Origin of the sequence: Moraxella sp. FZLJ2109, assembly GCF_024296965.1 — a bacterium.
GTDB lineage: Bacteria > Pseudomonadota > Gammaproteobacteria > Pseudomonadales > Moraxellaceae > Moraxella.
Genome location: NZ_CP101112.1, coordinates 1,406,507 through 1,422,105, shown reverse-complemented (window position 1 = coordinate 1,422,105; position 15,599 = coordinate 1,406,507). Strand labels below are relative to the sequence as shown.

General features: G+C 50.7%; 55 protein-coding genes. 9 read left to right on the top strand and 46 right to left on the bottom strand.

Annotated elements, in window-relative coordinates; all coding sequences use genetic code 11:
• Positions 1-71 precede the first annotated feature (71 nt).
• The 46 genes from NKU06_RS06885 to NKU06_RS11590 form a co-directional block, all read right to left on the bottom strand.
• Positions 72-266: a hypothetical protein gene (locus NKU06_RS06885; protein WP_254729561.1), complete on the bottom strand. Its 195-nt coding sequence runs from the start codon at positions 264-266 to the stop codon at positions 72-74.
• Between the two features lie 69 nt (positions 267-335).
• A complete protein-coding gene (locus tag NKU06_RS11625; protein WP_256521228.1) occupies positions 336-470 on the bottom strand; it encodes a hypothetical protein in 135 nt (44 codons plus the stop codon).
• Between the two features lie 29 nt (positions 471-499).
• Positions 500-676, bottom strand: a complete 177-nt coding sequence (locus NKU06_RS06880; protein ID WP_254729563.1) for a hypothetical protein — start codon at positions 674-676, stop codon at positions 500-502.
• Positions 636-1,106: a hypothetical protein gene (locus tag NKU06_RS06875; RefSeq protein WP_254729610.1), complete on the bottom strand. Its 471-nt coding sequence runs from the start codon at positions 1,104-1,106 to the stop codon at positions 636-638. The genes NKU06_RS06880 and NKU06_RS06875 overlap by 41 nt, the downstream gene beginning before the upstream one ends.
• 107 nt (positions 1,107-1,213) lie before the next feature.
• Positions 1,214-1,354 (bottom strand): hypothetical protein, encoded by a 141-nt coding sequence (locus tag NKU06_RS06870; RefSeq protein WP_254729567.1) that lies wholly within the window; start codon positions 1,352-1,354, stop codon positions 1,214-1,216.
• A gap of 3 nt (positions 1,355-1,357) precedes the next feature.
• Entirely contained in the window at positions 1,358-1,735 is a 378-nt protein-coding gene (locus NKU06_RS06865; protein ID WP_254729609.1) for a hypothetical protein, read from the bottom strand.
• Positions 1,686-1,853: a hypothetical protein gene (locus NKU06_RS06860; protein ID WP_254729576.1), complete on the bottom strand. Its 168-nt coding sequence runs from the start codon at positions 1,851-1,853 to the stop codon at positions 1,686-1,688. Before NKU06_RS06860 ends, NKU06_RS06865 begins: the two co-directional genes overlap by 50 nt.
• A complete protein-coding gene (locus NKU06_RS06855; protein WP_254729571.1) occupies positions 1,837-2,049 on the bottom strand; it encodes a hypothetical protein in 213 nt (70 codons plus the stop codon). The genes NKU06_RS06860 and NKU06_RS06855 overlap by 17 nt, the downstream gene beginning before the upstream one ends.
• A 44-nt stretch (positions 2,050-2,093) precedes the next feature.
• A complete protein-coding gene (locus NKU06_RS11620) occupies positions 2,094-2,228 on the bottom strand; it encodes a hypothetical protein (protein ID WP_256521228.1) in 135 nt (44 codons plus the stop codon).
• Positions 2,229-2,291: 63 nt separating this feature from the next.
• Positions 2,292-2,579, bottom strand: a complete 288-nt coding sequence (locus NKU06_RS06850) for a hypothetical protein (protein WP_254729615.1) — start codon at positions 2,577-2,579, stop codon at positions 2,292-2,294.
• A complete protein-coding gene (locus NKU06_RS06845; RefSeq protein WP_254729614.1) occupies positions 2,519-2,683 on the bottom strand; it encodes a hypothetical protein in 165 nt (54 codons plus the stop codon). Before NKU06_RS06845 ends, NKU06_RS06850 begins: the two co-directional genes overlap by 61 nt.
• 29 nt (positions 2,684-2,712) lie before the next feature.
• Positions 2,713-2,841: a hypothetical protein gene (locus NKU06_RS11615; protein ID WP_256521229.1), complete on the bottom strand. Its 129-nt coding sequence runs from the start codon at positions 2,839-2,841 to the stop codon at positions 2,713-2,715.
• Positions 2,838-2,987, bottom strand: a complete 150-nt coding sequence (locus NKU06_RS06840; RefSeq protein ID WP_254729555.1) for a hypothetical protein — start codon at positions 2,985-2,987, stop codon at positions 2,838-2,840. Before NKU06_RS06840 ends, NKU06_RS11615 begins: the two co-directional genes overlap by 4 nt.
• Positions 2,980-3,147, bottom strand: coding sequence for a hypothetical protein (locus tag NKU06_RS06835; protein ID WP_254769542.1), 168 nt, complete (start codon positions 3,145-3,147; stop codon positions 2,980-2,982). The genes NKU06_RS06840 and NKU06_RS06835 overlap by 8 nt, the downstream gene beginning before the upstream one ends.
• Positions 3,134-3,625, bottom strand: coding sequence for a hypothetical protein (locus NKU06_RS06830; RefSeq protein ID WP_254729606.1), 492 nt, complete (start codon positions 3,623-3,625; stop codon positions 3,134-3,136). The genes NKU06_RS06835 and NKU06_RS06830 overlap by 14 nt, the downstream gene beginning before the upstream one ends.
• A gap of 135 nt (positions 3,626-3,760) precedes the next feature.
• On the bottom strand, positions 3,761-3,952 hold the full coding sequence (locus NKU06_RS06825) for a hypothetical protein (RefSeq protein ID WP_254729559.1): 192 nt from the start codon (positions 3,950-3,952) through the stop codon (positions 3,761-3,763).
• 37 nt (positions 3,953-3,989) lie between these two features.
• Entirely contained in the window at positions 3,990-4,184 is a 195-nt protein-coding gene (locus NKU06_RS06820) for a hypothetical protein (RefSeq protein WP_254729561.1), read from the bottom strand.
• A 69-nt stretch (positions 4,185-4,253) separates the two neighbouring features.
• On the bottom strand, positions 4,254-4,388 hold the full coding sequence (locus NKU06_RS11610; RefSeq protein WP_256521228.1) for a hypothetical protein: 135 nt from the start codon (positions 4,386-4,388) through the stop codon (positions 4,254-4,256).
• Positions 4,389-4,417: 29 nt separating this feature from the next.
• Entirely contained in the window at positions 4,418-4,594 is a 177-nt protein-coding gene (locus tag NKU06_RS06815) for a hypothetical protein (protein ID WP_254729563.1), read from the bottom strand.
• Positions 4,554-5,060: a hypothetical protein gene (locus tag NKU06_RS06810; protein ID WP_254729604.1), complete on the bottom strand. Its 507-nt coding sequence runs from the start codon at positions 5,058-5,060 to the stop codon at positions 4,554-4,556. Before NKU06_RS06810 ends, NKU06_RS06815 begins: the two co-directional genes overlap by 41 nt.
• A gap of 107 nt (positions 5,061-5,167) precedes the next feature.
• Complete coding sequence (locus tag NKU06_RS06805) at positions 5,168-5,308, bottom strand: hypothetical protein (protein WP_254729567.1); 141 nt, start codon at positions 5,306-5,308, stop codon at positions 5,168-5,170.
• A 3-nt stretch (positions 5,309-5,311) separates the two neighbouring features.
• The gene (locus NKU06_RS06800) at positions 5,312-5,581 is read right to left on the bottom strand and encodes a hypothetical protein (protein ID WP_254729602.1); all 270 of its coding nucleotides are present in this window, start codon (positions 5,579-5,581) and stop codon (positions 5,312-5,314) included.
• Entirely contained in the window at positions 5,565-5,822 is a 258-nt protein-coding gene (locus NKU06_RS06795) for a hypothetical protein (protein ID WP_254769546.1), read from the bottom strand. Before NKU06_RS06795 ends, NKU06_RS06800 begins: the two co-directional genes overlap by 17 nt.
• Positions 5,810-6,022 (bottom strand): hypothetical protein, encoded by a 213-nt coding sequence (locus NKU06_RS06790; RefSeq protein ID WP_254729599.1) that lies wholly within the window; start codon positions 6,020-6,022, stop codon positions 5,810-5,812. The genes NKU06_RS06795 and NKU06_RS06790 overlap by 13 nt, the downstream gene beginning before the upstream one ends.
• A gap of 197 nt (positions 6,023-6,219) precedes the next feature.
• Entirely contained in the window at positions 6,220-6,369 is a 150-nt protein-coding gene (locus NKU06_RS06785) for a hypothetical protein (RefSeq protein ID WP_254729598.1), read from the bottom strand.
• Positions 6,366-6,515: a hypothetical protein gene (locus NKU06_RS06780; protein ID WP_254729555.1), complete on the bottom strand. Its 150-nt coding sequence runs from the start codon at positions 6,513-6,515 to the stop codon at positions 6,366-6,368. Before NKU06_RS06780 ends, NKU06_RS06785 begins: the two co-directional genes overlap by 4 nt.
• On the bottom strand, positions 6,508-6,675 hold the full coding sequence (locus tag NKU06_RS06775) for a hypothetical protein (protein WP_254769542.1): 168 nt from the start codon (positions 6,673-6,675) through the stop codon (positions 6,508-6,510). The genes NKU06_RS06780 and NKU06_RS06775 overlap by 8 nt, the downstream gene beginning before the upstream one ends.
• Positions 6,662-7,153, bottom strand: coding sequence for a hypothetical protein (locus NKU06_RS06770; RefSeq protein ID WP_254729606.1), 492 nt, complete (start codon positions 7,151-7,153; stop codon positions 6,662-6,664). Before NKU06_RS06770 ends, NKU06_RS06775 begins: the two co-directional genes overlap by 14 nt.
• 135 nt (positions 7,154-7,288) lie before the next feature.
• Complete coding sequence (locus NKU06_RS06765; RefSeq protein ID WP_254729559.1) at positions 7,289-7,480, bottom strand: hypothetical protein; 192 nt, start codon at positions 7,478-7,480, stop codon at positions 7,289-7,291.
• A gap of 37 nt (positions 7,481-7,517) precedes the next feature.
• Positions 7,518-7,712, bottom strand: a complete 195-nt coding sequence (locus NKU06_RS06760) for a hypothetical protein (protein WP_254729561.1) — start codon at positions 7,710-7,712, stop codon at positions 7,518-7,520.
• Positions 7,713-7,781: 69 nt separating this feature from the next.
• Entirely contained in the window at positions 7,782-7,916 is a 135-nt protein-coding gene (locus tag NKU06_RS11605; RefSeq protein ID WP_256521228.1) for a hypothetical protein, read from the bottom strand.
• Positions 7,917-7,945: 29 nt separating this feature from the next.
• Positions 7,946-8,122, bottom strand: a complete 177-nt coding sequence (locus NKU06_RS06755; RefSeq protein ID WP_254729563.1) for a hypothetical protein — start codon at positions 8,120-8,122, stop codon at positions 7,946-7,948.
• Positions 8,082-8,588, bottom strand: a complete 507-nt coding sequence (locus NKU06_RS06750) for a hypothetical protein (protein ID WP_254729604.1) — start codon at positions 8,586-8,588, stop codon at positions 8,082-8,084. The genes NKU06_RS06755 and NKU06_RS06750 overlap by 41 nt, the downstream gene beginning before the upstream one ends.
• A 107-nt stretch (positions 8,589-8,695) precedes the next feature.
• Positions 8,696-8,836, bottom strand: coding sequence for a hypothetical protein (locus NKU06_RS06745; protein ID WP_254729567.1), 141 nt, complete (start codon positions 8,834-8,836; stop codon positions 8,696-8,698).
• Between the two features lie 3 nt (positions 8,837-8,839).
• Positions 8,840-9,109 carry a hypothetical protein gene (locus NKU06_RS06740; RefSeq protein ID WP_254729602.1) on the bottom strand — a complete coding sequence of 90 codons (270 nt, stop codon included), beginning with the start codon at positions 9,107-9,109 and terminating at the stop codon, positions 8,840-8,842.
• Positions 9,093-9,305 carry a hypothetical protein gene (locus NKU06_RS06735; protein ID WP_254729571.1) on the bottom strand — a complete coding sequence of 71 codons (213 nt, stop codon included), beginning with the start codon at positions 9,303-9,305 and terminating at the stop codon, positions 9,093-9,095. Before NKU06_RS06735 ends, NKU06_RS06740 begins: the two co-directional genes overlap by 17 nt.
• 44 nt (positions 9,306-9,349) lie before the next feature.
• Complete coding sequence (locus NKU06_RS11600) at positions 9,350-9,484, bottom strand: hypothetical protein (protein ID WP_256521228.1); 135 nt, start codon at positions 9,482-9,484, stop codon at positions 9,350-9,352.
• A 63-nt stretch (positions 9,485-9,547) separates the two neighbouring features.
• A complete protein-coding gene (locus NKU06_RS06730) occupies positions 9,548-9,835 on the bottom strand; it encodes a hypothetical protein (RefSeq protein ID WP_254729615.1) in 288 nt (95 codons plus the stop codon).
• The gene (locus tag NKU06_RS06725) at positions 9,775-9,939 is read right to left on the bottom strand and encodes a hypothetical protein (RefSeq protein WP_254729614.1); all 165 of its coding nucleotides are present in this window, start codon (positions 9,937-9,939) and stop codon (positions 9,775-9,777) included. Before NKU06_RS06725 ends, NKU06_RS06730 begins: the two co-directional genes overlap by 61 nt.
• A gap of 29 nt (positions 9,940-9,968) precedes the next feature.
• On the bottom strand, positions 9,969-10,097 hold the full coding sequence (locus NKU06_RS11595; protein ID WP_256521229.1) for a hypothetical protein: 129 nt from the start codon (positions 10,095-10,097) through the stop codon (positions 9,969-9,971).
• On the bottom strand, positions 10,094-10,243 hold the full coding sequence (locus NKU06_RS06720) for a hypothetical protein (RefSeq protein WP_254729555.1): 150 nt from the start codon (positions 10,241-10,243) through the stop codon (positions 10,094-10,096). Before NKU06_RS06720 ends, NKU06_RS11595 begins: the two co-directional genes overlap by 4 nt.
• Complete coding sequence (locus NKU06_RS06715) at positions 10,236-10,403, bottom strand: hypothetical protein (protein WP_254769542.1); 168 nt, start codon at positions 10,401-10,403, stop codon at positions 10,236-10,238. The genes NKU06_RS06720 and NKU06_RS06715 overlap by 8 nt, the downstream gene beginning before the upstream one ends.
• Complete coding sequence (locus NKU06_RS06710; protein ID WP_254729597.1) at positions 10,390-10,626, bottom strand: hypothetical protein; 237 nt, start codon at positions 10,624-10,626, stop codon at positions 10,390-10,392. Before NKU06_RS06710 ends, NKU06_RS06715 begins: the two co-directional genes overlap by 14 nt.
• 73 nt (positions 10,627-10,699) lie before the next feature.
• Positions 10,700-11,239 carry a hypothetical protein gene (locus NKU06_RS06705; protein ID WP_254729596.1) on the bottom strand — a complete coding sequence of 180 codons (540 nt, stop codon included), beginning with the start codon at positions 11,237-11,239 and terminating at the stop codon, positions 10,700-10,702.
• Positions 11,193-11,528 (bottom strand): hypothetical protein, encoded by a 336-nt coding sequence (locus NKU06_RS06700; protein ID WP_254729595.1) that lies wholly within the window; start codon positions 11,526-11,528, stop codon positions 11,193-11,195. Before NKU06_RS06700 ends, NKU06_RS06705 begins: the two co-directional genes overlap by 47 nt.
• Before the next feature lie 21 nt (positions 11,529-11,549).
• Entirely contained in the window at positions 11,550-11,672 is a 123-nt protein-coding gene (locus NKU06_RS11590) for a hypothetical protein (protein WP_256521230.1), read from the bottom strand.
• Between the two features lie 469 nt (positions 11,673-12,141).
• Here NKU06_RS11590 and NKU06_RS06695 point away from each other — a divergent pair, with 469 nt between their 5' ends.
• The 9 genes from NKU06_RS06695 to NKU06_RS06655 all read left to right on the top strand — a co-directional run bounded on the left by NKU06_RS06695 (position 12,142) and on the right by NKU06_RS06655 (position 15,593).
• The gene (locus NKU06_RS06695; RefSeq protein ID WP_254729594.1) at positions 12,142-12,408 is read left to right on the top strand and encodes an ogr/Delta-like zinc finger family protein; all 267 of its coding nucleotides are present in this window, start codon (positions 12,142-12,144) and stop codon (positions 12,406-12,408) included.
• A gap of 341 nt (positions 12,409-12,749) precedes the next feature.
• Complete coding sequence (locus NKU06_RS06690) at positions 12,750-12,986, top strand: transcriptional regulator (protein ID WP_254729593.1); 237 nt, start codon at positions 12,750-12,752, stop codon at positions 12,984-12,986.
• Positions 12,987-12,998: 12 nt separating this feature from the next.
• Positions 12,999-13,343 (top strand): hypothetical protein, encoded by a 345-nt coding sequence (locus NKU06_RS06685; RefSeq protein WP_254729592.1) that lies wholly within the window; start codon positions 12,999-13,001, stop codon positions 13,341-13,343.
• 327 nt (positions 13,344-13,670) lie between these two features.
• Positions 13,671-13,865: a hypothetical protein gene (locus NKU06_RS06680; RefSeq protein ID WP_254729591.1), complete on the top strand. Its 195-nt coding sequence runs from the start codon at positions 13,671-13,673 to the stop codon at positions 13,863-13,865.
• Positions 13,862-14,323, top strand: a complete 462-nt coding sequence (locus tag NKU06_RS06675; protein WP_254729590.1) for a hypothetical protein — start codon at positions 13,862-13,864, stop codon at positions 14,321-14,323. Before NKU06_RS06680 ends, NKU06_RS06675 begins: the two co-directional genes overlap by 4 nt.
• A gap of 1 nt (position 14,324) precedes the next feature.
• Positions 14,325-14,486 carry a hypothetical protein gene (locus NKU06_RS06670; RefSeq protein ID WP_254729589.1) on the top strand — a complete coding sequence of 54 codons (162 nt, stop codon included), beginning with the start codon at positions 14,325-14,327 and terminating at the stop codon, positions 14,484-14,486.
• 1 nt (position 14,487) lies between these two features.
• A complete protein-coding gene (locus tag NKU06_RS06665) occupies positions 14,488-14,736 on the top strand; it encodes a hypothetical protein (RefSeq protein WP_254729588.1) in 249 nt (82 codons plus the stop codon).
• The gene (locus NKU06_RS06660; RefSeq protein ID WP_254729587.1) at positions 14,733-14,999 is read left to right on the top strand and encodes a hypothetical protein; all 267 of its coding nucleotides are present in this window, start codon (positions 14,733-14,735) and stop codon (positions 14,997-14,999) included. Before NKU06_RS06665 ends, NKU06_RS06660 begins: the two co-directional genes overlap by 4 nt.
• 78 nt (positions 15,000-15,077) lie before the next feature.
• Positions 15,078-15,593 (top strand): CHC2 zinc finger domain-containing protein, encoded by a 516-nt coding sequence (locus tag NKU06_RS06655; RefSeq protein ID WP_254729586.1) that lies wholly within the window; start codon positions 15,078-15,080, stop codon positions 15,591-15,593.
• Positions 15,594-15,599 lie beyond the last annotated feature (6 nt).

The following is a 15,599-nucleotide window of genomic DNA, read 5'->3' as shown; positions in this document are numbered from 1 at the left end:
GAGCCGTTGGCAGTATTACCCTTGATTTATTCATTGCACCCATGCCAAACTATCGCACCCACGCCAAAGTATTACCCACGCCAAGCGGTGGCATAACGGGCGGTGTTGCCACGCCAAGCCTTGAGCCATTGGGCGATTGTTGGCATTGATGCCATTGCCGAATGATAGGCGGTGATGGTGATTAAGCCATCGCTATACCTTGAGCCGTTGGGCGATTGTTGGCGGTATTGCCTTTGGTGTTGGCTTGGTGCTGATGATTGAGCCATTGCGCCCACGCCAAGCCTTAAGCCGTTGGGCGATTGGTGGCAATTGGTTGGCTTATCCAGCGCACCAAATCAGCCGTTGGCGGTGTTGGCTTGGTGCCAATGCTTGAGCCATTGCACCCAACCCATGCCAATGCTTGAGCCATTGCACCCATGCCAAGCCATTACCCACGCCAAGCGGTGGCAATTGGTTGGCTTATCCAGCACACCCACACCGCCAATTTGCCTAGAATGATTTATTTGCCATGATTTATGCTGAAATGCACCAAATCAGCCGTTGGCATCGCCCAATGATAGGCGGTGTTGCCATGATGGGCGATTGATGCCATGCCATGCGTTGGGCGGTGATAATGCTTGAGCCTTTGCCACACCTTAAGCCATGCCAAACCTTGAGCCGTTGGCGGTAATGCCAAACCATGCACCCATGCCAAGCCTTAAGCCACGCCAACCCATTGCACCCATGCCACGCCATGCGGTGGCATCGCTTGAGCCGTTGGCGGTGCTGATTGTTGGCATTGATGCCATCGCCCAATGATAGGCGGTGATGGTGATTAAGCCATCGCCATGCCTTGAGCCGTTGGGCGATTGTTGGCGGTATTGCCTTTGGTGTTGGCTTGGTGCTGATTGTTGAGCCGTTGCCCATGCTATGCGGTGGGCGGTGTTGCCAAACCATTGCACCCATACCAAGCCAAACCATTGCACCCATACCAAGCCAAACCATTGCACCCATGCCATGCGTTGGCAATTGGTGGCAGTTGTTGAGCTGTTGCCAAGCCTTGAGCCGTTGGGCGATTGTTGGCGGTATTGCCTTTGGTGTTGGCTTGGTGCTGATGATTGAGCCATTGCGCCCACGCCAAGCGGTGGCAATTGGTTGGCTTATCCAGCGCACCCACACCGCCAATTTGCCTAGAATGATTTATTTGCCATGATTTATGCTGAAATGCACCAAATCAGCCGTTGGCATCGCCCATAATAGGCGGTGATGGTGATTGAGCCGTTGCACCCATGCCACGCCATGCGGTGGTATGATTGGCAGTTGTTGAGCGTTGGGCGGTTGTTGGCGGTGATGCCAACCCATGCGCCAATGCCACACCTTAAGCCGTTGGCATCGCCCCATAATGGGCGGTGATGGTGATTGAGCCGTTGCCATGCGTTGGCATGATAGGCAGTATTACCCTTGATTTATTCATTGCACCCATGCCAAACCATTGCACCCATGCCAAAGTATTACCCCACGCCAAGCGGTGGCATAACGGGCGGTGATGCCACGCCAAGCCTTGAGCCGTTGGGCAGTGTTGGCTTGGTGCTGATGATTGAGCCGTTGGCAATTGGTGGCATCGCTTGAGCCGTTGGGCGGTGCTGATGATTGAGCCGTTGCCAAGCGGTGGCATTGCACCAATGATAGGCAGTGTTACCCTTGATTTATTCATTGCGCCCACGCCAAGCGGTGGCATAACGGGCGGTGTTGCCACGCCAAGCCTTGAGCCATTGGGCGATTGTTGGCATTGATGCCATTGCCGAATGATAGGCGGTGATGGTGATTAAGCCGTTGGCAGTATTGCCCTTGATTTGTTTATCGCCCCATGCCAAACCATTGTACCCATGCTATACCTTGAGCCGTTGCACCCACGCCAAGCGGTGGGCGGTGTTGGCATGATAGGCAGTTGTTGAGCCATTGGGCGGTGTTTGCCATGATTGGCAGTGTTGCCCTTGATTTGTTCATTGCACCCACGCCAAGCCTTAAGCCGTTGGGCGATTGGTGGCAATTGGTTGGCTTATCCAGCACACCAAATCAGCCGTTGGCGGTGTTGGCTTATCCAGCGCACCAAATCAGCCGTTGGCGGTGTTGGCTTGGTGCCAATGCTTGAGCCATTGCACCCAACCCATGCCAATGCTTGAGCCATTGCACCCATGCCAAGCCATTACCCACGCCAAGCGGTGGCAATTGGTTGGCTTATCCAGCACACCCACACCGCCAATTTGCCTAGAATGATTTATTTGCCATGATTTATGCTGAAATGCACCAAATCAGCCGTTGGCATCGCCCCATAATGGGCGGTGATAATGCTTGCCCCATGCCAAGCGGTGGGCGGTGTTGCCAAACCATTGCACCCATACCAAGCCAAACCATTGCACCCACGCCATGCGTTGGCATGATAGGCGGTGTTGGCATGATTGGCAGTTGTTGAGCGTTGGGCAGTGTTGGCTTGGTGCTGATTGTTGAGCCACGCCAAACCATGCACCCATGCCAAGCCTTAAGCCACGCCAAACCATGCACCCATACCAAGCCAACCCATGCGCCAATGCTTGAGCCATTGCCAAATCAGCCGTTGGCAGTGTTGGCTTGGTGCTGATTGTTGAGCCATCGCCAAACCATGCACCCACGCCAAGCGGTGGCAGTTGGTTGGCTTATCCAGCACACCCACACCGCCAATTTGCCTAGAATGATTTATTTGCCATGATTTATGCTGAAATGCACCAAATCAGCCGTTGGCATCGCCCCATAATGGGCGGTGATGGTGATTGAGCCGTTGCCATGCGTTGGCATGATAGGCAGTATTACCCTTGATTTATTCATTGCACCCATGCCAAACCATTGCACCCATGCCAAGCGGTGGCAATTGGTGGCAGTTGTTGAGCCGTTGCCAAACCTTGAGCCGTTGGGCAGTGTTGGCTTGGTGCTGATTGTTGAGCCGTTGGCAGTATTACCCTTGATTTATTCATTGCACCCAACCCACGCCAAGCGGTGGCATGATTGGCAGTTGTTGAGCGTTGGGCAGTGTTGGCTTGGTGCTGATTGTTGAGCCACGCCAAACCATGCACCCATGCCAAGCCTTAAGCCACGCCAAACCATGCACCCATGCCAAGCCTTAAGCCACGCCAAACCATGCACCCATGCCAAGCCTTAAGCCACGCCAACCCATTGCACCCATGCCACGCCATGCGGTGGCATCGCTTGAGCCGTTGGCGGTGCTGATTGTTGGCATTGATGCCATCGCCCAATGATAGGCGGTGATGGTGATTAAGCCATCGCCATGCCTTGAGCCGTTGGGCGATTGTTGGCGGTATTGCCTTTGGTGTTGGCTTGGTGCTGATTGTTGAGCCGTTGCCCATGCTATGCGGTGGGCGGTGTTGCCAAACCATTGCACCCATACCAAGCCAAACCATTGCACCCATACCAAGCCAAACCATTGCACCCATACCAAGCCAAACCATTGCACCCATACCAAGCCAAACCATTGCACCCATGCCATGCGTTGGCAATTGGTGGCAGTTGTTGAGCTGTTGCCAAGCCTTGAGCCGTTGGGCGATTGTTGGCGGTATTGCCTTTGGTGTTGGCTTGGTGCTGATGATTGAGCCATTGCGCCCACGCCAAGCGGTGGCAATTGGTTGGCTTATCCAGCGCACCAAATCAGCCGTTGGCATCGCTTGAGCCGTTGGGCGATTGTTGAGCCGTTGGCATGATAACCGCTTGAGCTGATGCCATCGCCAAAGTATTACCCACGCCATGCGGTGCCATTGCCCCAATGATAGGCGGTGTTGGCATGATTGGCAGTTGTTGGGCGTTGAGCGTTGGCAATTGTTGGCATTGATGCCATTGCCCATAACGGGCAATTGTTGGCAGTATTGCCATTGCCCATAACGGGCGGTTGTTGAGCCGTTGGCAGTATTACCCTTGATTTATTCATTGCACCCATGCCAAACTATCGCACCCACGCCAAAGTATTACCCACGCCAAGCGGTGGCATAACGGGCGGTGTTGCCACGCCAAGCCTTGAGCCATTGGGCGATTGTTGGCATTGATGCCATTGCCGAATGATAGGCGGTGATGGTGATTAAGCCATCGCTATACCTTGAGCCGTTGGGCGATTGTTGGCGGTATTGCCTTTGGTGTTGGCTTGGTGCTGATGATTGAGCCATTGCGCCCACGCCAAGCCTTAAGCCGTTGGGCGATTGGTGGCAATTGGTTGGCTTATCCAGCGCACCAAATCAGCCGTTGGCGGTGTTGGCTTGGTGCCAATGCTTGAGCCATTGCACCCAACCCATGCCAATGCTTGAGCCATTGCACCCATGCCAAGCCATTACCCACGCCAAGCGGTGGCAATTGGTTGGCTTATCCAGCACACCCACACCGCCAATTTGCCTAGAATGATTTATTTGCCATGATTTATGCTGAAATGCACCAAATCAGCCGTTGGCATCGCCCAATGATAGGCGGTGTTGCCATGATGGGCGATTGATGCCATGCCATGCGTTGGGCGGTGATAATGCTTGAGCCTTTGCCACACCTTAAGCCATGCCAAACCTTGAGCCGTTGGCGGTAATGCCAAACCATGCACCCATGCCAAGCCTTAAGCCACGCCAACCCATTGCACCCATGCCAAGCCTTAAGCCACGCCAACCCATTGCACCCATGCCACGCCATGCGGTGGCATCGCTTGAGCCGTTGGCGGTGCTGATTGTTGGCATTGATGCCATCGCCCAATGATAGGCGGTGATGGTGATTAAGCCATCGCCATGCCTTGAGCCGTTGGGCGATTGTTGGCGGTATTGCCTTTGGTGTTGGCTTGGTGCTGATTGTTGAGCCGTTGCCCATGCTATGCGGTGGGCGGTGTTGCCAAACCATTGCACCCATACCAAGCCAAACCATTGCACCCATACCAAGCCAAACCATTGCACCCATGCCATGCGTTGGCAATTGGTGGCAGTTGTTGAGCTGTTGCCAAGCCTTGAGCCGTTGGGCGATTGTTGGCGGTATTGCCTTTGGTGTTGGCTTGGTGCTGATGATTGAGCCATTGCGCCCACGCCAAGCGGTGGCAATTGGTTGGCTTATCCAGCGCACCCACACCGCCAATTTGCCTAGAATGATTTATTTGCCATGATTTATGCTGAAATGCACCAAATCAGCCGTTGGCATCGCCCATAATAGGCGGTGATGGTGATTGAGCCGTTGCACCCATGCCACGCCATGCGGTGGTATGATTGGCAGTTGTTGAGCGTTGGGCGGTTGTTGGCGGTGATGCCAACCCATGCGCCAATGCCACACCTTAAGCCGTTGGCATCGCCCCATAATGGGCGGTGATGATGATTGAGCCGTTGCCAAGCGGTGGCATTGCACCAATGATAGGCAGTGTTACCCTTGATTTATTCATTGCGCCCACGCCATGCGTTGGCATAATGGGCGGTGATGCCACGCCAAGCCTTGAGCCGTTGGCAGTGCTGATTGTTGGTATTGATGCCATTGCCCAATGATAGGCGGTGATGGTGATTAAGCCGTTGGCAGTATTGCCCTTGATTTGTTTATCGCCCCATGCCAAACCATTGTACCCATGCTATACCTTGAGCCGTTGCACCCACGCCAAGCGGTGGGCGGTGTTGGCATGATAGGCAGTTGTTGAGCCATTGGGCGGTGTTTGCCATGATTGGCAGTGTTGCCCTTGATTTGTTCATTGCACCCACGCCATGCGTTGGCATCGCTTGAGCCGTTGGGCGATTGTTGAGCCGTTGGCATGATAACCGCTTGAGCTGATGCCATCGCCAAAGTATTACCCACGCCATGCGGTGCCATTGCCCCAATGATAGGCGGTGTTGGCATGATTGGCAGTTGTTGGGCGTTGAGCGTTGGCAATTGTTGGCATTGATGCCATTGCCCAATGATAGGCGGTGATGGTGATTAAGCCATCGCTATACCTTGAGCCGTTGGGCGATTGTTGGCGGTATTGCCTTTGGTGTTGGCTTGGTGCTGATGATTGAGCCATTGCGCCCACGCCAAGCGGTGGCAGTTGGTTGGCTTATCCAGCACACCCACACCGCCAATTTGCCTAGAATGATTTATTTGCCATGATTTATGCTGAAATGCACCAAATCAGCCGTTGGCATCGCCCATAATAGGCGGTGATGATGATTGAGCCGTTGCCATGCGTTGGCATGATAGGCAGTATTACCCTTGATTTATTCATTGCACCCATGCCAAACCATTGCACCCACGCCATGCGGTGGCAATTGGTGGCAGTTGTTGAGCCGTTGCCAAACCTTGAGCCGTTGGGCAGTGTTGGCTTGGTGCTGATTGTTGAGCCGTTGGCAGTATTACCCTTGATTTATTCATTGCACCCATGCCAAACCATTGCACCCATGCCAAGCGGTGGCAATTGGTGGCAGTTGTTGAGCCGTTGCCAAACCTTGAGCCGTTGGGCAGTGTTGGCTTGGTGCTGATTGTTGAGCCGTTGGCAGTATTACCCTTGATTTATTCATTGCACCCAACCCACGCCAAGCGGTGGCATGATTGGCAGTTGTTGAGCGTTGGGCAGTGTTGGCTTGGTGCTGATTGTTGAGCCACGCCAAACCATGCACCCATGCCAAGCCTTAAGCCACGCCAAACCATGCACCCATGCCAAGCCTTAAGCCACGCCAAACCATGCACCCATGCCAAGCCTTAAGCCACGCCAACCCATTGCACCCATGCCACGCCATGCGGTGGCATCGCTTGAGCCGTTGGCGGTGCTGATTGTTGGCATTGATGCCATCGCCCAATGATAGGCGGTGATGGTGATTAAGCCATCGCCATGCCTTGAGCCGTTGGGCGATTGTTGGCGGTATTGCCTTTGGTGTTGGCTTGGTGCTGATTGTTGAGCCGTTGCCCATGCTATGCGGTGGGCGGTGTTGCCAAACCATTGCACCCATACCAAGCCAAACCATTGCACCCATACCAAGCCAAACCATTGCACCCATACCAAGCCAAACCATTGCACCCATACCAAGCCAAACCATTGCACCCATGCCATGCGTTGGCAATTGGTGGCAGTTGTTGAGCTGTTGCCAAGCCTTGAGCCGTTGGGCGATTGTTGGCGGTATTGCCTTTGGTGTTGGCTTGGTGCTGATGATTGAGCCATTGCGCCCACGCCAAGCGGTGGCAATTGGTTGGCTTATCCAGCGCACCAAATCAGCCGTTGGCATCGCTTGAGCCGTTGGGCGATTGTTGAGCCGTTGGCATGATAACCGCTTGAGCTGATGCCATCGCCAAAGTATTACCCACGCCATGCGGTGCCATTGCCCCAATGATAGGCGGTGTTGGCATGATTGGCAGTTGTTGGGCGTTGAGCGTTGGCAATTGTTGGCATTGATGCCATTGCCCATAACGGGCAATTGTTGGCAGTATTGCCATTGCCCATAACGGGCGGTTGTTGAGCCGTTGGCAGTATTACCCTTGATTTATTCATTGCACCCATGCCAAACTATCGCACCCACGCCAAAGTATTACCCACGCCAAGCGGTGGCATAACGGGCGGTGTTGCCACGCCAAGCCTTGAGCCATTGGGCGATTGTTGGCATTGATGCCATTGCCGAATGATAGGCGGTGATGGTGATTAAGCCATCGCTATACCTTGAGCCGTTGGGCGATTGTTGGCGGTATTGCCTTTGGTGTTGGCTTGGTGCTGATGATTGAGCCATTGCGCCCACGCCAAGCCTTAAGCCGTTGGGCGATTGGTGGCAATTGGTTGGCTTATCCAGCGCACCAAATCAGCCGTTGGCGGTGTTGGCTTGGTGCCAATGCTTGAGCCATTGCACCCAACCCATGCCAATGCTTGAGCCATTGCACCCATGCCAAGCCATTACCCACGCCAAGCGGTGGCAATTGGTTGGCTTATCCAGCACACCCACACCGCCAATTTGCCTAGAATGATTTATTTGCCATGATTTATGCTGAAATGCACCAAATCAGCCGTTGGCATCGCCCAATGATAGGCGGTGTTGCCATGATGGGCGATTGATGCCATGCCATGCGTTGGGCGGTGATAATGCTTGAGCCTTTGCCACACCTTAAGCCATGCCAAACCTTGAGCCGTTGGCGGTAATGCCAAACCATGCACCCATGCCAAGCCTTAAGCCACGCCAACCCATTGCACCCATGCCAAGCCTTAAGCCACGCCAACCCATTGCACCCATGCCACGCCATGCGGTGGCATCGCTTGAGCCGTTGGCGGTGCTGATTGTTGGCATTGATGCCATCGCCCAATGATAGGCGGTGATGGTGATTAAGCCATCGCCATGCCTTGAGCCGTTGGGCGATTGTTGGCGGTATTGCCTTTGGTGTTGGCTTGGTGCTGATTGTTGAGCCGTTGCCCATGCTATGCGGTGGGCGGTGTTGCCAAACCATTGCACCCATACCAAGCCAAACCATTGCACCCATACCAAGCCAAACCATTGCACCCATGCCATGCGTTGGCAATTGGTGGCAGTTGTTGAGCTGTTGCCAAGCCTTGAGCCGTTGGGCGATTGTTGGCGGTATTGCCTTTGGTGTTGGCTTGGTGCTGATGATTGAGCCATTGCGCCCACGCCAAGCGGTGGCAATTGGTTGGCTTATCCAGCGCACCCACACCGCCAATTTGCCTAGAATGATTTATTTGCCATGATTTATGCTGAAATGCACCAAATCAGCCGTTGGCATCGCCCATAATAGGCGGTGATGGTGATTGAGCCGTTGCACCCATGCCACGCCATGCGGTGGTATGATTGGCAGTTGTTGAGCGTTGGGCGGTTGTTGGCGGTGATGCCAACCCATGCGCCAATGCCACACCTTAAGCCGTTGGCATCGCCCCATAATGGGCGGTGATGATGATTGAGCCGTTGCCAAGCGGTGGCATTGCACCAATGATAGGCAGTGTTACCCTTGATTTATTCATTGCGCCCACGCCATGCGTTGGCATAATGGGCGGTGATGCCACGCCAAGCCTTGAGCCGTTGGCAGTGCTGATTGTTGGTATTGATGCCATTGCCCAATGATAGGCGGTGATGGTGATTAAGCCGTTGGCAGTATTGCCCTTGATTTGTTTATCGCCCCATGCCAAACCATTGTACCCATGCTATACCTTGAGCCGTTGCACCCACGCCAAGCGGTGGGCGGTGTTGGCATGATAGGCAGTTGTTGAGCCATTGGGCGGTGTTTGCCATGATTGGCAGTGTTGCCCTTGATTTGTTCATTGCACCCACGCCAAGCCTTAAGCCGTTGGGCGATTGGTGGCAATTGGTTGGCTTATCCAGCACACCAAATCAGCCGTTGGCGGTGTTGGCTTATCCAGCGCACCAAATCAGCCGTTGGCGGTGTTGGCTTGGTGCCAATGCTTGAGCCATTGCACCCAACCCATGCCAATGCTTGAGCCATTGCACCCATGCCAAGCCATTACCCACGCCAAGCGGTGGCAATTGGTTGGCTTATCCAGCACACCCACACCGCCAATTTGCCTAGAATGATTTATTTGCCATGATTTATGCTGAAATGCACCAAATCAGCCGTTGGCATCGCCCCATAATGGGCGGTGATAATGCTTGCCCCATGCCAAGCGGTGGGCGGTGTTGCCAAACCATTGCACCCATACCAAGCCAAACCATTGCACCCACGCCATGCGTTGGCATGATAGGCGGTGTTGGCATGATTGGCAGTTGTTGAGCGTTGGGCAGTGTTGGCTTGGTGCTGATTGTTGAGCCACGCCAAACCATGCACCCATGCCAAGCCTTAAGCCACGCCAAACCATGCACCCATACCAAGCCAACCCATGCGCCAATGCTTGAGCCATTGCCAAATCAGCCGTTGGCAGTGTTGGCTTGGTGCTGATTGTTGAGCCATCGCCAAACCATGCACCCACGCCAAGCGGTGGCAGTTGGTTGGCTTATCCAGCACACCCACACCGCCAATTTGCCTAGAATGATTTATTTGCCATGATTTATGCTGAAATGCACCAAATCAGCCGTTGGCATCGCCCCATAATGGGCGGTGATGGTGATTGAGCCGTTGCCATGCGTTGGCATGATAGGCAGTATTACCCTTGATTTATTCATTGCACCCATGCCAAACCATTGCACCCATGCCAAGCGGTGGCAATTGGTGGCAGTTGTTGAGCCGTTGCCAAACCTTGAGCCGTTGGGCAGTGTTGGCTTGGTGCTGATTGTTGAGCCGTTGGCAGTATTACCCTTGATTTATTCATTGCACCCAACCCACGCCAAGCGGTGGCATGATTGGCAGTTGTTGAGCGTTGGGCAGTGTTGGCTTGGTGCTGATTGTTGAGCCACGCCAAACCATGCACCCATGCCAAGCCTTAAGCCACGCCAAACCATGCACCCATGCCAAGCCTTAAGCCACGCCAAACCATGCACCCATGCCAAGCCTTAAGCCACGCCAACCCATTGCACCCATGCCACGCCATGCGGTGGCATCGCTTGAGCCGTTGGCGGTGCTGATTGTTGGCATTGATGCCATCGCCCAATGATAGGCGGTGATGGTGATTAAGCCATCGCCATGCCTTGAGCCGTTGGGCGATTGTTGGCGGTATTGCCTTTGGTGTTGGCTTGGTGCTGATGATTGAGCCATTGCGCCCACGCCAAGCGGTGGCAGTTGGTTGGCTTATCCAGCACACCCACACCGCCAATTTGCCTAGAATGATTTATTTGCCATGATTTATGCTGAAATGCACCAAATCAGCCGTTGGCGGTGTTGGCTTGGTGCTGATGATTGAGCCATTGCACCCATGCCACGCCATGCGGTGGTATGATTGGCAGTTGTTGAGCGTTGGGCGGTTGTTGGCGGTGATGATGATTGAGCCGTTGCCAAGCGGTGGCATTGCACCAATGATAGGCAGTGTTACCCTTGATTTATTCATTGCGCCCACGCCATGCGTTGGCATCGCTTGAGCCGTTGGGCGATTGTTGAGCCGTTGGCATGATAACCGCTTGAGCTGATGCCATCGCCAAAGTATTACCCACGCCATGCGGTGCCATTGCCCCAATGATAGGCGGTGTTGGCATGATTGGCAGTTGTTGGGCGTTGGCAATTGTTGGCATTGATGCCATTGCCCATAACGGGCAATTGTTGGCAGTATTGCCATTGCCCATAACGGGCGGTTGTTGAGCCGTTGGGCGGTATTGCCCTTGATTTGTTCATTGCACCCATGCCATGCGGTGGCATGATAGGCGGTATTTGTCACGCCATGCGTTGGCATGATTGGCTGTTGTTGGTATTGATGTCATTGCCCCAATGAATGGCGGTATTGCCTTTGGTGTTGGCTTGGTGCTGATGATTGAGCCGTTGGCAGTTGTTGAGCCATCGCCATGCGTTGGCATGATAGGCGGTATTACCCTTGATTTGCTTATTGCACCCATGCCAAACCATTGCACCCATGCCATGCGGTGGCATTGCTTAAGCCGTTGGGCGATTGTTGAGCCGTTGGCATGATGGGCGATTGATGCCATGCCATGCGGTGGCATTGATATCATACCAAATCAGCCCCTTATCCATTAACGGCCATCTATCCAGCACCCCAAATCACCGCTTGAGCCATTACCCACGCCATGCGTTGGCATAATGGGCGGTGATGCCACGCCAAGCCTTGAGCCGTTGGCAGTGCTGATTGTTGGCATTGATGCCATTGCCCATAACGGGCGATTGTTAAACCGTTAAGCCGTTAAGCCGTTAAGCCGTTAAGCCGTTAAGCCGTTGGCATGATAACCGCTTGAGCCATTGGGCGGTGATACTATTTCCCAACCTATAAACACAAAAAAGCCCAAACTGGCAGATTTGGACTTTTTCTCAATAACCCACTTTACAAGACACGGATCTCGGATGTGTGATTAAACTTTAACACATACAACGGGGAATGTCTAGCAAAGATCAATATGATTATTTGTAAAATATAGAAAATACAACTAAATTTTTGATGGTTTGTAGTGATTTATACTATCAAAACACCACGCCAACCCATGCACCCAACCCATGCCAAACCTTATTGATTACCCTTGTGTTGTAAACCGGCTATTTACAACCGCCACAAATGGCAACCAATCACAAAACCGCTTATTATGTTTGTAAATCATTTTTTTACAAATAAACATGAGCAATCAAACAAAACACCGTTTAACTTGCCCGCATTGCGAACAAAGAACGCTATTTGTGCGAACATCACGCCAAATCACCCCACTGTATCGAGAAGAGTATTTGCAGTGCGCAAATGTTGAATGTGGGTGGGTAGGTTATGGCGCCCGTGAAATTCTTTGGGAAACTTCACCATCGGCCAAACCAAATCCAAATATCAAAATTGCACAAAAAAAAGCCTTATCAGCGCCGCATAATCAGACCACAGGAAAAAATTTTTTTTGATGATTACTGTTAATTTTTGCTTAAATTAATGAACTTAATCAATCTTAATCAGACTTAATCAAGCTTTGCATATTTTTGCATATTTTTGCATATTTTTGCGTTTTTTTGTTTTATTTTGCGTTTATTTGTGTTTGCTTGTGTTAGGTGATTTTGCATATTTTTGGCGTGTTTTTTGATGGTTTTTTAGATAGTTTGCATAAACAAAAAAACTTGAAAAAAAATGCTTGGCAACGGTGTAAAGTTTTGGTAGTTTATAAAAAAGCAAGCACAATTTAGCGTATTTTAGCTAAATTTTGCTAAATTAAACTACTTCAATTTTTGAAAATATAAGGTGTAAATCTATGGCAGAAAACAAGCCTTTGTTTGAACAATCAGAATTAACCACCCCTATTCGGGTAAGTCTAAGAACCGCCGCCAAGATGCTAGATATTAGTTTAGCTACGCTAAGAACCCTAATATCTAATGATGCGACTTTTCCACGCCCTTACAAGGCAGGAACCGCACGAACAGCAGGCGTATATATCGACTTTCAAGAACTTAAAAACTGGCATTTGTCCCAACTTAACCGCAACCACTAAGAGAGGTGAACCATGAACCAAATTAACCCAACTGTAGAAATCGAAAAAGCCCACCAAATTGTATTACAAGCCATGTTACAACTTGGATTTGTCAGCCAAGATATTCAAAACGCCACCTTGGATATGGCAGAACGACCAGTACCCGAGAATTTGGACGAGCTGGATATTATGCTAATGATTCACGCACTAAAAGAGCGTATCAAAGATTTTCAAAGCGCCTTGGCAATGGTAGAAAAAGGCTTAAAATTCCCATTTGAAAAAATGGCACAAGTCAGACAATCCACCTATTTGCCACGCCAATTAGAAAAGCGCCAAGCGCAAACAGCAGACGATCAAACAGCAAATGATGAAGAATAATTTTTATCATCAGCCCTTGACAAGATGCGATCAGTTAGTAAATAATAGGCTTACTATCACCAAAAGCGGTAAGCCAAGCCGTCAAATATTGGCTATTTTTACGCCCATTGTTCACGGTTTATCAATCGTGAACAAATCCCAGTAGCGTAAAAATATCAGCACGCCACAAATGCGATCCATCACAGATCACCAGTTTATGGCGGGTTTATAGGGGTAAATATAACACCCGTAAGGGAAATAGCCCCAGCCGACTTTTGGCGGTAGTTGAGACCCGCCAACCCATTATTTGGGTTGGTAACACTAACTAAACCAAAAGGAACCCCACCCATGCGTATTAAACACCAATACCCCGAAACATTCCAAAGTTTTAGCCTTGTTAAGGCGACCAATGCACGCCTAAGCATTAACCCAAAAGCACCACAAATTATCCTATTTGCCCCTAATCCTTTGGCGATTAGTGTAATACTTCATAGCCAACACACTGCCCATCAGCATTCACACATGGCAGGGGGTAAGGCATGAATACAAAATTTTCCCTTGACAAAAAAGCCACAAGAGATAATAATAAAACTCTCTCTAAAATAGTAAGCGATACCGCCAATATCGCTAAAACTTGGCTTTTTTTACGCCCAAATCATGCCACCAATGGCATTGATGCAAGCGCAAACCCATCATATACAGGCGTAAAGCGCCTATCATCTTATGATGGGGTGACACCGCAAAATAAGCCATTTTTTGGCGAATATGTGGGGCGGTTACTTACTATACCGAGAGTGAACCCCATCACCCTATTTGGGCGATTTTCTCAAACTCAAAAAATAGTAGGAGCGTTCAACATGAATGCAATTTCAAATACCATCATTTCAACCATCAATAAATTTGCCATCTTTACCCCAGTGGAAAGCCTTGTTTTGGGCTTCATCTTTGGCTTGCCTATCGCTTGCGTTGTGATTGGCATTCTAGCAGTTATGGGGGTGTAAGATGACTTCAATTCATACACAATCACCATTTGCCCTTGTAGTCATTCCGACCGTTTACGCCTTTTTTATGGCGCTTTGGTTGATGCTTTTTACGCTTGGTGTAGGCTTGCTTTGGCTTGTTGTGCTTGGCATTTCAACAGCTATGCAAATGTTGGGGGTGTAAGATGAAAGTATTTATTGTAGATAGCGTTAAACACAACATTTACAAACCCTTTGCCCAGCTAGACTATGCCATGCGCCATGCCAAGCATTTTGATGATGCTATTATTTATGAGCGCAATTTTGGCGAACAAGAATTACAAGCATGGGGAATTGATGCGCCATTCATTAACCAATGCAACAAACCGCATTATTTCCGTGAATTTGCTGATAAAGATAATGGCGTTATCCATAGTGCAGGGGGTGAATTATGATGCAGACTGACCATTTACAGCCAACCGCCAACAATGACGGCGCATTTCTTGACTTTCGCCAACTTGATGATATTAGCTTTGATATGCTAAAAGCTGGCGAAACCTTGGAAGATTTAGCCGTTGTTATGGGCTTGATTGTTCATGGCAATATCACCGCCACCGCCATTCAAGCTATCGCCCGTTTGGTGCAATATCCGCTTGAGCAGTATGCAAGCGAACTCAAAGCCCATTCCAACAAAATAGGCGATTTAATCAAAGAATAATCACCGCAACAGCGCTAAGGGCGTATTTGATAATACGCCCTTAGGGGGATTTTTTTGTTAATTTTTAGGATTGGAACCATGAACACAAAAAATACTTACTTTGCCAAAGTGGTGATCAGTGGCGCAACCGCTGAACAAGTCAAGCAATCATTGCAAACCACAAGCCAAAAAACGCCCTATGTTATTCATGGCGTTGTTGGCAATGGGTGCGCTGGTAACAGTGCCAATCATGCACCTCATAACCCATTAGGGCAAGCAAACCCAACCAATACCGCCACCAAGCCAAAGCAAGCCAACACCAAAGGCAAGCACCCAACAACCGCCAAATATGGGCGTTTTGACCTATCAAGAAAGCCAAGCCCAGCAGAATTTTATCACCGTTTTGGCTTTCACCTAAAAGGCAATCAAACACTTGTTAAATGCCCCTTTCATGACGACAAGCACGAAAGCATGAGTATTAACGCCACACATGGGGCGTTTAATTGCTTTGCTTGTGGCGCTAATGGTGGTGATATTATTGCTTTTTATATGCGCTGGCATGGGTGCGATTTTATCACCGCTTGCAAACAATTAGACATACCAAAAGAGCTATAAATAAAG